The 15,890-nt window shown below is 47.4% G+C and carries 15 protein-coding genes; all 15 read right to left on the bottom strand.

Translation table 11 applies throughout. From position 1 onward, the window contains the following. Positions 1-444 precede the first annotated feature (444 nt). A complete protein-coding gene (locus ABLA33_RS08615; protein ID WP_347719990.1) occupies positions 445-2,421 on the bottom strand; it encodes a helix-hairpin-helix domain-containing protein in 1,977 nt (658 codons plus the stop codon). A gap of 76 nt (positions 2,422-2,497) precedes the next feature. After that, a complete protein-coding gene (locus tag ABLA33_RS08610; RefSeq protein ID WP_347719989.1) occupies positions 2,498-2,833 on the bottom strand; it encodes a hypothetical protein in 336 nt (111 codons plus the stop codon). Between the two features lie 204 nt (positions 2,834-3,037). Continuing rightward, entirely contained in the window at positions 3,038-5,971 is a 2,934-nt protein-coding gene (locus tag ABLA33_RS08605) for a hypothetical protein (protein WP_347719988.1), read from the bottom strand. Then, positions 5,968-6,528, bottom strand: coding sequence for a 1-acyl-sn-glycerol-3-phosphate acyltransferase (locus ABLA33_RS08600; RefSeq protein WP_311490788.1), 561 nt, complete (start codon positions 6,526-6,528; stop codon positions 5,968-5,970). The genes ABLA33_RS08605 and ABLA33_RS08600 overlap by 4 nt, the downstream gene beginning before the upstream one ends. Positions 6,529-6,711: 183 nt before the next feature. Then, positions 6,712-6,975: a hypothetical protein gene (locus ABLA33_RS08595; RefSeq protein ID WP_183695781.1), complete on the bottom strand. Its 264-nt coding sequence runs from the start codon at positions 6,973-6,975 to the stop codon at positions 6,712-6,714. An 11-nt stretch (positions 6,976-6,986) separates the two neighbouring features. After that, on the bottom strand, positions 6,987-7,529 hold the full coding sequence (locus ABLA33_RS08590; RefSeq protein WP_347719987.1) for a 2-oxoacid:acceptor oxidoreductase family protein: 543 nt from the start codon (positions 7,527-7,529) through the stop codon (positions 6,987-6,989). A 12-nt stretch (positions 7,530-7,541) separates the two neighbouring features. Then, a complete protein-coding gene (locus ABLA33_RS08585; protein WP_183695787.1) occupies positions 7,542-8,315 on the bottom strand; it encodes a thiamine pyrophosphate-dependent enzyme in 774 nt (257 codons plus the stop codon). A 37-nt stretch (positions 8,316-8,352) separates the two neighbouring features. Then, the gene (locus tag ABLA33_RS08580; RefSeq protein WP_347719986.1) at positions 8,353-8,670 is read right to left on the bottom strand and encodes a hypothetical protein; all 318 of its coding nucleotides are present in this window, start codon (positions 8,668-8,670) and stop codon (positions 8,353-8,355) included. Between the two features lie 9 nt (positions 8,671-8,679). After that, entirely contained in the window at positions 8,680-9,777 is a 1,098-nt protein-coding gene (locus tag ABLA33_RS08575) for a 3-methyl-2-oxobutanoate dehydrogenase subunit VorB (protein WP_347719985.1), read from the bottom strand. Positions 9,778-9,779: 2 nt separating this feature from the next. Continuing rightward, positions 9,780-10,010, bottom strand: a complete 231-nt coding sequence (locus tag ABLA33_RS08570) for a 4Fe-4S binding protein (RefSeq protein WP_311490792.1) — start codon at positions 10,008-10,010, stop codon at positions 9,780-9,782. 66 nt (positions 10,011-10,076) lie between these two features. Next, entirely contained in the window at positions 10,077-10,352 is a 276-nt protein-coding gene (locus tag ABLA33_RS08565; protein ID WP_347719984.1) for a tetratricopeptide repeat protein, read from the bottom strand. Positions 10,353-11,163: 811 nt separating this feature from the next. Continuing rightward, on the bottom strand, positions 11,164-13,416 hold the full coding sequence (locus tag ABLA33_RS08560) for a peptidylprolyl isomerase (protein ID WP_347719983.1): 2,253 nt from the start codon (positions 13,414-13,416) through the stop codon (positions 11,164-11,166). Positions 13,417-13,500: 84 nt separating this feature from the next. Further along, positions 13,501-14,187 (bottom strand): LPS export ABC transporter periplasmic protein LptC, encoded by a 687-nt coding sequence (lptC, locus tag ABLA33_RS08555; RefSeq protein WP_315090215.1) that lies wholly within the window; start codon positions 14,185-14,187, stop codon positions 13,501-13,503. An 18-nt stretch (positions 14,188-14,205) separates the two neighbouring features. Beyond that, positions 14,206-15,504 carry a hypothetical protein gene (locus tag ABLA33_RS08550; RefSeq protein WP_347719982.1) on the bottom strand — a complete coding sequence of 433 codons (1,299 nt, stop codon included), beginning with the start codon at positions 15,502-15,504 and terminating at the stop codon, positions 14,206-14,208. A 32-nt stretch (positions 15,505-15,536) separates the two neighbouring features. Next, positions 15,537-15,890: type III pantothenate kinase (locus ABLA33_RS08545; RefSeq protein ID WP_347719981.1), on the bottom strand; the 354-nt coding region annotated here is incomplete at its 5' end.

The raw sequence follows: 15,890 nt of genomic DNA, 5'->3' as shown, positions 1-15,890 counted from the left end.
CTAATTTGATAAAATATTTTTTCCATTATGGGTGTACTTTAAAATTTCCTTTATAACCCCAATTCGGGATAAGCAGTTCTTCTTTTTCCTCAAAAAAAGTTTCAATAGAAGCCTAAAAAGAGGGTTATTTTTGTATATTTACTGTTGATAATCAATCGTATAACAAAATAACAATCCTCACGAAACTTGTCAGCAAAGTTACGGAAATCTATTGTATTGCAGATGATTTTTGCAAAGAATATCATTCAGAATTGAACAAAACCTCTCTTTCTCTCTCAAACGCCTCTGCCAATAGTCCAAAACATTGCAAGAGAAAAGGGCGAATGAGTGATGCAGAAATGATCACAATTCTTTTTTTGTTCCACAGCAATGCATTTCGGAATTTCTATTTCAAAATAAGCCGTTGTAAAGATTAGCGAGAGAAAAGGTTTCTGCTTTGGCTGTTTAGAAACGCCAACGAAGCTGAAGGCTAAAATCGTTCTTCGATGCTGAAGAAATGAGTTGTTCGCCTGCTCCGATAGCGGATTTGTTGAAATAGTGGAGCAAACTATATTTCACGCCTATGTCCCAGTTTTTTGTAAGTTGCCACTGGCCGAGGAGGACTGTGCGCAGACCGTGATAATAGCACGCGCCGAAACCACCTGCATGGCGCAGATAGGGTTCGTAAACACAGCACGCACTGGCATAATCGTCGGTGAAAAAGACTGCTGCCAATGCGGCTAACTTCAAAGTGGAGGTGGGGCGAAAGCCTGTGCGCAGCGAGAGCATCCAGCCCAGAGTGTTACCAGTGGTCTGTTTACCCGCCAGCGCAATATCGATGGCGGGATGGAGTTCCCAGTGGTCGTTCCGTAGATTCAGTTGTGCGCGTAGTCGGTGGGTTGTGGCGTATTGCAACAGTCCTGCATATTTGGGAATGTTCTGCTGCTTTGTTTTAGTGCGGTAGCGTAGCAAGAGTTGGCCGCCATTTTTCAGTTGCCAGAGCGCTTGCGCCATAGCATCGAAGCCTTGCGACGCCCCCGTAGCGCGGAAAGTAGATGTAGGAAAGCGAAAGAAATCAACATAACCTCGAAGTTCCAAACGGTGGAATCCATTGTATTTTCCGCCCAAGAGGAGACCGTGTTCATTTGCCACGCGAGAACCTTCTTGCAGTGCATCGCCGTGGGGCGACACAAAGCGCGGAGCAAAGACGCGGTGCTGCAATGTGAGTTGGCAACTGCTGGAGGGAGAATAGACAAACGTATTGGTTGTGGCAAGATGCAGGCGGCGGTCGGCAGCAGCTTCACCGCTCAGCGTGATGCGATGGGAGTGGAGGTAGTAGTTTACGGACAATCCGGCAGCATCTTCCCCCCGCATGAAATACTGCGTATAAGCGCGGTATTCCGGATGGAGAAAATGATTGTAGTGAGTATAGAGCCCACTCACGCCTATGCGCCATTGTGGGCGGAGATAGAGCAGTTGCCCGCCAGCAGTGACATTGTCCACATTGCGCCGTCGCGACAATTCGCGCGTAGTACGATGATAGCCATCGTAGAGGAAGGAGCGCACAGTGTCGCCTTCCTGTCTGCTGTCTAACTGTCGATAGGAGAGAAAAGTCGTGAGCAGCCAATTACCGTGTCGGATGCCGCCTGCCACGCCGCGAAAGAAGCGCGCTTCGCTTAGGCTTGAATGGTTGTGCAGGACCATGGCTGTTCGGCGCGGCGCATCGAGGAGGGTAGCTTTAGAGCCATAAGTGGCACAACCGAAGAGCAAGCCTTGTCCGATGGTTACGGTGTAGTCGCCCGCCAAGAGTTCGTAGCGATTGTTGGGTGAAAGATAGTGGGCATAGGCCGAAAGGGCATCGTAGGGATAATTGCGATAGCGCCCGATGGGTTCGCCTGCATCCTTCTCCAATGTTAGACCATATTGCACTCGGCGGTGCCAATCGTAGCGATAGCGCAGGTTGTTGTAGAGTCCGCTGCCGAGATATGCGCCGTTCTGCTCACCTCGTCGCCGATAGAGCGGTATGTCGAGACGTGCTTCCAGTTCGTGTCGGCCGCCCAATAAACGCACTTTGAGCGGGGCTACCTGCTGCGGAAGTGGCCAGGCTTGGAGGAAAAGGCTCAGATAGCACCGATCGGTATAGCTGAGGCCAGTGATGAATTGCAGTTCCCCCAGCGTGAGAAATTGGTGGTGGCGATCGCGATAGGCTAGTATGGAGTCGGCCTGTGCTTCATCGAGAAACGGCAAGCGCAAGAGGTCGTCCCGACTGACAGTGTTGAGGTTCATCGGGTGGAGATAGAGCTGCTCGAGCTGTTCTTGCAGTTCCTCGCTACTTTGTTCGTCGAAATATGTATCGGCAAAGTCGGTCCAACTGATATAGCGTTCTTGGGCGCAAAGTGTTATGGGAAAAAGAAGAAAAAGGACAAGGGCAGCGTGTTTCATAGGATAGGAAGATTCGGGAGAAAAAGCAAAAGTCCTACTCGCAAGAGTGGGACTTTTGTGGAGGGTTAAGAAGCAATCAGAATACTTCTGGCGGCAGTTGCTCGTGAGTAGTGGGCTGGTGGTTTTGTTCCCAGTCGATAAAGAGCAAGATGAGGTTGTGCAGCCCGAAAGCTTTCATGTCGTTGTGGTAAATAACATCGATACAGAGGTCGAGTAAGTCCTTGGTGTTTTTCTCGTTTTGAGCGATGAGTGCGCGCACAGTCATTCGCAGTTTGGTGAGAACATCCTCGGTGACATAACCGTGAGAGTCGACGAGATCACGAAAGAGATGATATTTCTGAATAGTTTTGAGGTTATCGTCACTAATGTCAAGATGGCGTGAGCCTTTTTCGTTGAGTTGGATAGTGTACATAGTGTTTGTTCTATGGTTTGTTTTTCTGTTTGAGTATGTTTCTGTGCAAAGATAGAAAAATAAATTAGGGTAAAAACTTTTTTTCGATTTTTGTGAAGAAGTATAAAAAATCCCGAACAGGAGTATTGTTCGGGACGAGAAATACTGTTCGGGACGAGGCGTGAGAAGGAAAAACTTTGACACACCCTCGTTGTGTTTCAACTCTTATTTGCTGAGGAGGAAAGTGAGCAAGGCATTCATGGCTTTGCTGCGGAGATGTGTACCTTTGATAGAGGTGAAGGGGAAACCCATCGTGATGGCTGCGCGCCGCCGCCCCTTGTAGGCAACTCCAGCCGATTGTTTATCCGCATAGGAGAAGGCACTGAAGGCATCGGAAGAGGTGGGGATGAGGACGTCACTATTCTGTAGGGCATAGTGTTCGGCGTTCCAATTGCGATAAATAGGGATTTGAAGATTTAGTCCGTTGATGCTATCGCTTCCTTCTACTTCGCAACCAGCAAAAGATACTTTGAGCACATCTTTCAGGAAGTTGCGCTCATCGCTCTGCTGCATGTCGCGCCCTATGTAGGCTCCGCTCACGAGCAGGTTACCTCCGTGGTGCGCGTAAGCCGACATTTTTCTCTGCATAGCCTCATCAAAAGTTTTGTAGTGGCTGAGATTGTAAGGGACATCACGTTGCAATCCTGCGATATAATCAATGAGATCGTATTTATTCCAGTCCGTTTGGTAAGCCGCTTCGCGAGAAACAGAGGAGAAACTGTACTTGTGTGCGGCGGCGATGGCTTGGCCGTGCTGCATGGGGTAGTCGAAGGTGTTTCCTGCTAAGGTCTTGCCTTGCAGTTCTGCACTTGAGTTATTGCCCGCTTCAGGGTGAGTGAAATCCGTTTGACGGCCACAGAAAGCCGTGGTATAGAGATAGGGAATGCCAATATCCTCCCGAAGATCAAAGCCGAGAGAATCGTTGCGCTCTACCCACGCCGGACCACTTACGCGGTCGAAACCATTGACGATAAGGAGATGGGCCGTGGCTTCTGTTGCCTTGTAGACACTCAGAATCTCTGACGGCATACTCTGTCCGCCTGCATTGACGGCTGTGACCTTGAAATTGTATTGTCGACCAAGGCTGACGGGGAGCGTAAGGGACGTTTTACCCTGAGTGAGTCGTCCGTTGTCGAACGCTCCGTCACCAACCGACGTGTAGACGATATAATCCGTTGGGACAGCAGAAGGTTCGAGTTTGTCTGTAGTAGGCTGCCAAGAGAGTTGTACAGTGTTGTCCTTCTCGGAGAGCAGGGCGGAAAATTGATGAATGGGGAGCGGCTGAACAATGCAGTCTTTGGTGCCGTGTTCGTAATTGACAAAGCGGAGCAAGGACTTATAGATGCTGCGCGACAGTTGGAACTTAAACGATGGGTCGTGGCCGAATTTCATGTCGGAGAAGTTCTGGTGCGACATGATTTCTAAGATGGCCGAGGGAATTTCTGGCATCCGCGTTTCGGCATAATTACGATCCCACACTTCACGCCGCGTCCACGTGGTGTCATAATAGGCCGAGAGATCGTTCGTCAGCGTGGACACAAGAATGTTAGCCAGATCCTGTGAAGCATAGCGCGAGAGTCCACTGTTATAATACGTGTCGCCATTGCTGGGGAGCGTGGTGGTGCAGATACCCAATGTGCCGAAGATACTGTGGTCTTTGCGCACACCGGCATCACTATGGATGGCAAGAGCCAGTTCGAGCGGAACGAGTTTCTGACTCTGCTGAGAGGGAACATGCAGACTGTCGCGGCGCGCAGAATAAGTGGGGTTGGGATTGTAGATGCTACCCGCACTCAGCCAATTGGTGAAGTTGCCGCGCACGCGCAGGTCGTCGTTGTAGTCGTTAGCTCCATTTTCGGTGTTGTATAAGGAGTCGGGCAAACCCGCCCATTGTGCTTGATAGCGCGCAGCTTCAAGGAAACGGGGTAGACCACTTGTGCCAGCATTGCCACGTTCGTTTTGTGAGAATCCGCCGCCAAAGCGTACGCCGTCGGCAGTGACCACGCCAGAATAGTTGCTCTGATTACTGAGAACCACGCGGCTCTGCCAGTTTTCTCCTTCGTCGAAATCGAAAGTTCCGAGGTATACCCATGTAGAGCCTCCCATTTTTTGATTAACCTTGAATTGCGTGCGTTGCCCTTTATGGTATACTGTGTAGTGAGCATCAGGAACGCTGTTGGGCTGACTGGAATAAGACACATATACGGCATAGCGACCAGCGTGAGGGATGCGCGGCGTCCAGGTTACAGAGGCAGTGCCGAACTTCTTAGTGGTGGCAGCAATCGTGCGGGCCGTGCCGAGGGAGAAAGGTTGGATACTATCGACGAGAAGGCCCGTCGGGGTAGAAAAACCTGTGGCGATGGTGGTCCAATGGTCTGTACCAGAAGATGTCTCGGAGTAGTCGCCCATGAGGTGTGGGCGGTCGTTGTCCACGATGGCTTCGCTCTGCTGTATGTCGCGCTCACGCGGACAATAGATAATGGCCCCAGCATTTTCGAGCATGGGGAAGAGGTAGGGATATACAAACGATTGAGTGAACATATCCTCTGTGGTGCAGTAGAGATAAGGTCGCTGCCATTGCCAACTGCCGTCGCGGAAATAGCGCCCATGGCTCGGCCAAATCATTAAGTGACGGTTAGCCAGACCTTTGGTGGGAACGTAAGGAACTGAGGTGTTTTGCACCCAAGGATTACCATTGTAGTTTTTTTCTCCCCAAAGGCGGTTGGCATCTGCCTTGGCTGTGCGGTAGATATTAGGGATTAAGTCCTCAATCTGCTGCGAGTTGCGCCCAAAGACCACTACGCGATACGTGTTATAAGGTTGCGGGAAAAGGCGCGGCATTTCGCGATAGATACGATTGACGCTCTGTGGAGTAAAGGGTTGAGAATAGAACGGTTCGTTGGCAAAGATGCTAATAAGCCGTTGTTGCTCATCGACGCGAAAACTATCTGCATGCATAGATTGAGCAGGGTGATAGCCCTCTATGCGATAGTTGTTGAAATAGTTTTGGATAGCGTCGGAAAGCAGTGTGTCCTCGGTCTGTGCAAAGGCAGTCAGACTGAGGACAGCAAGGGATAGGAATGTAAAGATTCTTTTCACTGAATGTCTTCTACTTGAAAATTCTGGGGATGACGACCTTTGAAGCCGCTATAGTAGTCCATGATTTCTTTCATATCCTTTTCTACGTTTTCCTCCTTAGGAAAAATCTCTCGCGTGCAAACGATGCGGCGTTGCTCAAAGTCGAAGGCGTAGAGTTGGATAGGAATATTGGCTTTTAGGGCTATAAAATAAAAACCACGTTTCCATATCTCCACGCGTGAGCGAGTACCTTCGGGAGTGACAGCCAAATGGAAATACTCGCTCTGACGGGCCTTTTCGGCTACAGCGTCCGTGAGGCTGGTGTGCTTCTTTCTTTCCACAGGGATACCTCCAATGTAGCGAAGAAAAGAGCCGAGGGGCCAAAAGAACCAACTATTCTTCATCAGAAAGCCTGCCTTTTTGCCTTTGGCAGTATAATAGAGTTCTCCGAGAAAAAAGTCCCAATTACTGGTATGTGGAGCTACGCAGATAATACATTTATTGCGGTTGGGTACACTTACTTGCTCCTTCCATCCCAGACGTTTGAAAAGGAGATAATGACAAAGTTTTTGAAACATTTTATAATAGCAGAGTAAAGAAGAAAGTCCGACTGATTCAGCCAGTCCGACTCCTCTAAAAACGGTAAAGATGAAACAGTAAGTGGTGAATGACAAACTTTCAGCGGAGTAAGGCTGCTGTTTGTCACTCGCCACTCAATGGCGGCTCTGTGGCCGCAACTTATCATTTTGTCCTATTAGGACTTAAGCTTTAATGATTTCGTCGGAGAGTTTGTTGGCTTGCTGCGTGAATTCAGCGCGCAGCTTTTTGAAGAAGACTTTTTCCTGGCCTTTTTCAACGTGGCTCAAGCGAGCTACATAGTCTTGGTATGTAACCATAACCATTGCCATGAGTTCTTTCAGCTTCTCATCATTTTCTGGCTGGCACATGCTCAATGCTACACAGTCAGCGAAGAGGTCTCCACAGATGTTTTTTATTGCTTTCTTCAGTTTTCTTTTGCTTGACATAATGCTTCTGTTTATTGTTTGTGGATAATTTCCATCCCTTTCAAGATGGCTTGTTCGTTCATGGGGAGTAAGTCCCAGTGTCTTTCGGGGAGCGATTTTTTGAGGGCTTTCATAACACTCTCGATACTGACAATGGGGTGGACTTTGAGGAAACCTCCGAGCACCATCATATTGAAGGTTTTCATGAGCTTCATCTCTGCCGCGGTGTTCATGGCATCGAGACAGAAGTTATTGATATCCTCGCGTTTAGGTTTCTCAATGATACCAAAGCTATCGTAGATGATAGTTCCTCCTACCTTCACTTTTGGCTGGAACTTGTCCAGAGAGGGCTGATTGAGCAAGATGGCGGTGTCGTACTGGCTCAGAATGGGTGACGATATTTTTTCGTCCGAAATGATAACGGTGACGTTGGCCGTTCCGCCTCGTTGCTCTGGACCGTAGGCAGGCATCCATGTGACTTCTTTTCCCTCCATCAGTCCGGCATACGCAAGGATCTTACCCATTGAGAGCACACCCTGACCACCGAAACCTGCTATGATGATTTCTTCTTTCATAAGAATTTCGTTTTAGTGTTTAGCTTCGCTGTCTTTCAAGTCGCCAATGTTGTAGTAGTCGAACATGTGTTCTTCCATCCACTTATTGGCCTTGACGGGACTCATCTTCCAACCTGAGTTGCAAGTGGACACTACCTCGATGAGATTAGAGCCTTTGCCGTTCATAGAGTTTTCAAACGCATGGCGAATGGCTTTCTTGCATTTGCGGATAGCTGCCACGCTCTGAACGCTTTGACGTGTCACATAGGCTGTACCTTCCAGTTGTGCAGCCATTTCAGTGATTTTCAGCGGATAGCCATGAAGTTCGGGATCGCGGCCAAAGGGACACGTTGCGGTCTTCATGCCCATGAGCGTTGTCGGGGCCATTTGTCCGCCTGTCATACCGTAGATGGCGTTGTTAATAAAGATGATGGTGATGTTCTCCCCGCGGTTGAGAGCGTGGACTGTTTCAGCCAATCCGATACAGCCCAAATCGCCATCGCCTTGGTAGGTGAATACGAGGTGGTCAGGCCAGAGGCGTTTGCAGGCCGTGGCCAGTGCGGGAGCGCGACCGTGGGCTGCTTCCTCCCAGTCGATGTCCAAATAACGATAAGCAAAGACAGCGCAGCCTACGGGACTTACGCCGATGGTTTTATCTTCCATGCCCATCTCGGCAATGACTTCGGCCACCAATTTGTGGACAACGCCGTGTGAACAACCTGGACAATAGTGCATTTGCACATCGTTCATCAATTCAGGCTTTTGGTAGACCAGATTACCAGGTTGAATTATTTCTTCTCGTGTCATAGATAATTTGCTGATATTATAGCGGACGAGTGTTCGCTTATTCTTTATTGCTACGTGCATGACGTTGCAGCCCGTGGGGACGGCGGAGCGTTGTGGTCATGCGTAGAGTGGCTTCCACCATTTTGATAAGGACGGCAACAACGCCTAACCCTATGCTGAGGAGGCGGATATGTTCATTCTCAGCGTACCATGTGTAGGCCATTCCTATCATGGCGATGAGCGACAACAAGATAAACACGCTATTCATAATATTGCGAATGAAGAGCAGTTTCCGTTCTTTTTGTTGCTGCTGTTCGTCTTCCTTGCGGCGACCATTGCGCACTTCTTCGAGGAAACGTTGTTCGTCTAAATTCATAGGTGGGTTTTATTTAGCAACTTTTCTGAGTTTCTCCATGGCCTGAACGATTTCGTCAGGGTCAGGAACAATACCTCCGAGACGGCCAAAGTGTTGCACAGGGATGTTATATTCCACTGCTGCTTGCACATCAAAGACCATCATGCCAGCATTGATTTCAACCACCAGCATTCCTTTGACCTTTTCGCTGAGTCGCTTGAGTTCTTTGCTGGGGAAAGGCCATAGAGTGATGGGGCGGAAGAGGCCCACTTTGAGCCCTTGCTCGCGCATATTGTCCATAGCCTTTTGCGAAATGCGAGATGCTGAACCGAAGGCCACTATGATATAGTCTGCATCCTCGCAGTATTGCTCTTCGAAGCGCACTTCTTTTTCTTCACATTCAGCATATTTCTTTTGCAAATGGAGATTGCGCTTCTCCATTGCCGCAGATTCGAGTTCCAGAGAGGTTATAACATTAGGCCCGCGCTTTTTCAGTCCGTGACCATTGGCAGCCCAAGGACATTCCTCGTAGATCTGCTCATCGGTGCGACGCGGTTTGAGCGGTGGGAGAATAACCTTTTCCATCATCTGTCCGATGACACCATCGCTCAAAATCATTGCTGGGTTGCGGTAGCGGAAAGCCAGTTCAAAACCTAAGTCCACGAAATCTGCCATTTCCTGCACAGAGTTCGGAGCAAGGACAATAACGTGGTAGTCGCCATTGCCACCGCCACGCGTTGCTTGATTGTAGTCGCTTTGCGAGGGCTGAATCGTGCCCAGACCAGGACCTCCGCGCTGAACATTGACGATGAGGCCAGGAACTTCCGCTCCAGCCATGTAGGCAATGCCTTCCTGCATGAGGGCTACGCCAGGACTGGACGAGGACGTCATAACACGTTTCCCCGAACCACCACCGCCATAGAGCATATTGATGGATGCTACCTCACTTTCAGCTTGTAGTACTACCATGCCTGTGGTTTCCCACGGTTTGAGCATAGCTAGAGTTTCGAGCACTTCGGACTGCGGTGTGATGGGATAACCAAAATAACCATCGCATCCGCAACGGATGGCAGCGTGAGCAATCGCTTCGTTGCCTTTCATTAATAAGATTTCTTTTTCTTCTGCCATGGTTATTCCTCTTTTTTTCGATAAACGGTGATACACCCATCGGGGCATACCATAGCGCAGCTGGTACATCCTGTGCAAGCATCGAGATCCACTTGCTTACAGAAGGCATACCCTTTGTGATTTACTTCGCCCGTGGCGAGTGCAAGCGAATGTGTAGGGCACGCTACCACGCAAAGGTTGCAACCTTTGCAACGGTTCTCGTCCACTACGACGGCGCCTTTCATTTTACCCATAATTGTTATGTATTAAGAAGCTAGAGGGGATAGAATCTGCTCTTCCTGCCTCTGGCTTTTTTGTCGTTATTGATTGTACATATCTTTGTTGTAGAAATCCATAATGCCATTGAGCATTTCCTCGGCTTGAGCTGCAGCAGCATTGCCGTCGGCTTGGTGCGATTGGCGGAAACAGCTGATGGCTTGTCCCCATTCGCTGCGCTTCATATAAGCTTGCCCTTTTAGATACAGCACCTGTGCATCAGCGGGGGAGGACTTCAAGGCTTCGTCCGCGAGTTGCAGGGCTTTATCGATCTGTCCTTCTTCAATTTTCTGTGCTATTGCACTGTAATTTATCGGCATTTTGTGAATTGTTATGTTCCACACTAAAAGCAAAGTTAAGGCTATTTTCTTTTACTGCCAATTTATCGAGGATTTTTTCACGTTCTATTAAGCAGAATTTTCAAATCTCCTCTCTTTACAGTTCCTGTAGTTTGCCTTTGACTTCTATTCAAGAGAAAGAAAATAGCCAATAGTCTATGTTGTCTGTCGCTTTTATGTCTTACTACCACTGCTTGCTGCTATGTTTTCCCTACAGGGAAGTTTCTTATCTTATACTTATAAATTGAAACGAATTATATGCTTATAACTTTTAAATAATTGGGGTTTTGTCAAAAATATTCTTATTCTATAGCTCTGAGAATCGCATAAAAATCAACTTACACGCCTTTGGCTGAAAAGAACGCCAATTTGAACTGTCAGTAAAATAGGGCATTTTGTAATTTCTATAGGAGAAAATAAAATTTCTATAGGCGGAATTAAAATTCCTATAAGGGAAATTTCAAATACAATAAGGGAATGAGCTGACACAATAAGGATATCAGTTGGTAGTCTTATTGTGTTTTCGAACAAAGTAGTCCGAAAATGCGTTCTTCTGATACTATATTTCCTCTTTTTCGGCTATTTCTTTCAAAAAAAAAGAAGTTCTTTTCCGTGTAGCAGGTCTATTCTTACTTTTCTTTCTTCACTTTAAGTTTGTTTGCTCTGTTTTTCTGCGCTAGATCGGGAAAGTTGATTGTCAAAATTATAGACAGTATGAACTCTCTCCTTGAAGACACGAAAAAGCCCGATGCGGAAAATTGCATCGGGCTTTGATATGATTACTGCTTAATCCTTAGAAGCGGAAGAAGCGGTAGAGATTGTCTTTGATATGGCCTTGTTCCTGAACGAGAGTAGCAAGGAGGACTTCTTGAGCACCGCCGAAGTAGTTTTGAGTAACAATGCTGCTGAAGATGCGCTGAACAATCTGTTGCTGTTGCTGCTGGAGATTGAATTGCTCAGCACCTTTCACCTTGTTGGTTACTTGTGCAAAGTAAACAGCACCTTCGCCTTGAACAGCACCAGTAAACTGGCCTTTAGCTGTGCGGTAGATAGCACCCGTCAGACGAGGTTCAGAAACGCCTAAAGCCTGGAGCTGTGCTGGCTGACCAAGGAGAGCAATGTTGTGGAGCTGTTCGTTGATTGCGCCCTTCTGCTTCTTAGCGTCGTTGATATTCTTAACGTTCTTAGTTTGTGCAAGAATCATTTCTGCCTTCTTCTGCTGACGAACAACGCGTGTAAGGAAATCTTTCACAGTCTTGTTCTCCAAGGGGAGATAGTCGCCATCATTGATCGCGCTTACACCGATCACCAGCAAGTGGTCGTTGTTTGCACCGCACTCATAGAGCTTGGAGATTTGACCAGCCTTAGCATTGTCGAACACCCACTGCATTGCGTCTTTAGCACCTTCGCCACCAATCTGTGATTGGATTTGGAGATTGCTCTGAGAATATGCGTCCATCGGGCGGAGGATATAGCCAGCCTTACCAGCGTTCTTGATGAAGCTATCGAGATCGCGGTTCTTGGCCAAGAACATATTGAGCTTATTGAGTTCATCGTTGTGCGTCTTCTTGGAGAAGTCGAGTGTGCGCTTCACAATAGCTACGTTGTACTTCGTTTCGGGCTTCTTGCTCTGAAGTACCTCAACAATCATCGTGTACTGAGAGAGCTTGACGAGCTTCAGACCTGGACCGCTAGAAAGCTGCGTGATGAAAGTTGCATCATCGGCTTGCATATTGAGGTTTTCAGCCTGTGAAGCAACAATCCAAGAGGAGTCGCCCTGCTGCTGATACTTCTTAGCGAGGTCCTTGAATTTAGCACCGCCCTGCAAAGCCTTGTAGATGCTGTCGGCAGTAGCTGTTTCTTTGGCCTTATCAGCATTTGCTACGCCGATAGCACGGTAGAGGATAGAGTCGGGAGCTTGCGTCTTAGCAATAAGCTTGAGAACATTGAGCGTATTGTCCTGCGGGTTGTAGTACATCGGTTTCACTTGACCAACGCTCATAGAGTCCAGCTTCTGCTGTACATCAGACATTTGAGCAAAAGCGTTCTTGCCAAGTGCTGCATTAACATAATGAACGCTAGAATTAGCGCTGCTAACGACTGTTGCTGGGTCTGCACCGTTTTGCAGCTGCTGTTGAGCAGTTTGCATTTCTTTTTCGAGAGCTGCACGGTCTGTTGCACTAGCCTTTACTTGAATGTCGAGAACCTGAAGGTCTGCACTGCGAGCAGGATTCTTGATAATGGGAGATTCCTTGTATTGATCGTACGCCTTCTTCAAGTCGGCATCAGCAATCTTAATCTGGCTGTCGGGGATAGAGGATAGAGGGATGGCTACAACGTCTGCCTCACTCTGCGTGTTGCGGAAGTTATATTCTACCTTAGCGATTTCCTTGTTTGCGATAACCGAAGCTCCAAGCAGAGAATAGAACTTATTGGCCAACACTTCTTCGTGCAGTTTTTCAAGGCTGTAGTCGCAGAGTTTACGAATTTTCTGGTACTGCTCGATATATTCAGCCATGCCTGGTTGCTGCTGTGCCTGCTTGCGCATATTGGCCATATTGGAGTCGTACTCCTTAATGAACTTTTGGAAGCCTGCAACATCGAGGCCGCCCTGCTGGCTTGGGAAAATCTGAGCCAGAACCTGGAGGCTAGAAGCCTGACCTGTGCGAAGAGTGTTCTGAACATCTTCTTCTGTTACTTCTAGACCAGCTTTTTCTGCTTCATGCTCGATGGTAGTGTTACGAACAAAGTCGGTCCATACTTGCTGTCCGAGCTGGCTCTTCTCTTGTTCTGTGAGTGTTGCCTGAGGGTTTTGCGTCTGCATTTGCTTTGCAAATTCCTGCATCTGGGTTAATTCGTCGAGTTGAGCTTGATAGTCCTCGAACTTTAACTTTTTGCCATAGACTTCACCTATGGTCTGGCGATTGTCGTTCGAGAAAACATCGAACACCTTGAAGTAGTCGCCGGCAATGAATGCAAATAGAGCTAAGCCGATGAAGCCCATCAGCAGAGGTCCTTTGCTTCGAATAGATTGTAAAGCTGCCATTTTGTGTTATTTAGATTTTATTTTATTTCATTTTTATGACTGGCAAAGGTAGAAAAATAATTTTATACTTTCCCTTTGTATTGTCTATTTTTTAATAGGAGTGGGGGCTGGACGCATCTGCTGCAAAACAGAATCAGGAGTTTGCTGTTTGTCTGTTTTTTTATTTTGTCCATTTTCTTCTGGTTTAGGGAAGAAACCTTTACTCTGGTAAACGTGATATTCCGTCATCTGCTCGTTGGCAGTAAAGCGATCTCCTTCGATTTGTTTATCAGGCTGCGTAATCTTCATGTATGTATTGGAATAGAACCTATGTTCCTCCATATTCCAGAAGAGTTCTGCTGTATGGAAGTATGTACGCTTCTCCATATCGTTTATGACTACGTGTCCTTTCAAGCGCCACAAGTTTTGATTGAAGCACCAAGCGGAGTCTGCTTGGATATAGAGATCCATCTTGAAGTTTTTGTCAAATCTCTGGAGAAATATTCCTTTGGGAAATTCCTGGCGTGGCGGGTTCGTTTTGTCATAGACGCGCCATTCTTCGGCTATGATGCGATAACGCATATAACCCGAATCAGAGATGAGCTTAGATACTCCTATTGTTGTCATTATAGCGGCTGAGTCGCGCTTCTGGTCCAAATGGCTGATAGGAGGAGCGTCTTGGTTACAAGAAAAGATAAGGAACGAGAGAAATAGTAATAAAAACTGAGCAGCAAAACCTTTTTGGAGAAGGCTTTGCTGACAGATTTTATTAAGTATGTTTTTGAATTGCATTCCGAGGACTATAGAACGTTATTGAGCTTTCCATTTATTGAACCAACTCTCATTAAATGTCACACCGATGCTGACGCGCATATAGTTTTCTTTAAGAGAGCCACTGATTTGTGGAGCTACGTGTTCGAATCCTGCTGCCAAATTGAGAACACAACGATTACTGTGACTATTAATTATTGGTATACCGACGCCTGCACTTACTTGATAGTTGCGTGGGCCATCACTTCCGTTCACCTTTGTATAGGGAGTAGTATAAGCTGCTCCTAAGCGGTAGCGAATACGATTATACCAACGGTAACCATCTGGATTGACGACATACTCTGCTCCGAGGGAATATTTACTCAAATCTGTAAATTGTCCAGTTTCTGCCGTATAGGTGTAACCGGAAGTAGATCTGGATAGCGTTGGGTACTGTACTTTGCTCCACTTTTGCAGTGTATAGTCGGCTGCAACACGGAGCCGATTGTTGTAGTTCCAAGTAAGTCCTACACCAAACGTATGAGGCAGTTCAAAACCATTACGGAGCGAGAGAGTATCTCCTACATAGACTTTGTTTTGTCGTTGCTGATCATAGTAATTTGCATAGCCCTGCGTTTTATGTCCAAGGCCGTAGACCAAGCCGAGTATGATGGAGTTCTTTTTATCAATGCGTTGTTCGTATTGCAAACCAAAATTCACCGTATAGGTTTTGACGTGTGCATCGTAAGTCCTACGGCGCGTATTGATAGTAGGGTCACTGTATGAAGCCACTATATTGTGTTCCATATCGCCCCAGAGGTAGCCACCATTTACACCGAACGAGAAACCTCTAAAGGGTTCCCATCCCACACCAAGGTATACTTGCTGGAGTCCACCATTACCATTGTGTGCTTCTGTCTCTGTTACATCTCCTGTCGAAGCTGTCCATGTGCGTTTGTCGTTCATGCTGTATCCGATGGTAGAAAAAGGTATCATGCCAAGGGAAAAGCCTAAGTGTCGTGCGCCACGAAAACCTACCGTGATATAATCTATCGACGTGTTGCGAGCATTAACGCTTTGATTCCCCTGCTTGATGTTAGCATTTTGCAACGAGAGGCCGACATCGAAGATAAAGGACAGAGAGTCGATTGCAGAAAAGGAAGCGGGGTTTTTGAAGTTTACTTCTGTACCCCCGCGCCAGCCGTAACCAGTGCCAGCCAAGGCGGTGGAGGCTGCGCTGTGGCGATCGTTGAGCAAACCAAAACCATAGCGAGAGTAAGGGGAGTTGCTGCCATTGTTCTGGGCCATTACCGTTGTCGTAAGGGCAAGGGCGGAAGCTATAAGTAGCGGATATTTCATTCTGAAAGGTCTAAATTTCGGATGAATAAGTTTTATGATAAGAGCAAGCGGTTAAGTCCAATAGCCACTAATTGTGGCTCTATATGGATGCGTTGTTGCAAATCGCTGCTAAAGAGAGAACTGTCGCCACCCGTAAGAAAAACCTCAAGTTGAGGGTGGTTTTTGGCATAATCTCTGATAAATCCTTCGATTTCGTATTGTAGGCCACGAACAACACCTACACGCATTGCCGTCGGAGTATCGTAGCCAGCGTCAGGTACTTCTCCTTCAATAGGAATCAGCGGAAGGAGTGCCGTATGATCATGCATGGCTTTTAGGCGGAGCATGAGCCCTGGCGATATGTTACCTCCAATGAGGTTTGCATCAGCATCTATATAATCATAGGT

It is taken from the genome of uncultured Alloprevotella sp. (assembly GCF_963536905.1).
GTDB lineage: Bacteria > Bacteroidota > Bacteroidia > Bacteroidales > Bacteroidaceae > Alloprevotella.
Note: the sequence above shows the minus strand (reverse complement) of the source record. Positions and strands in the feature narration are given on the sequence as shown.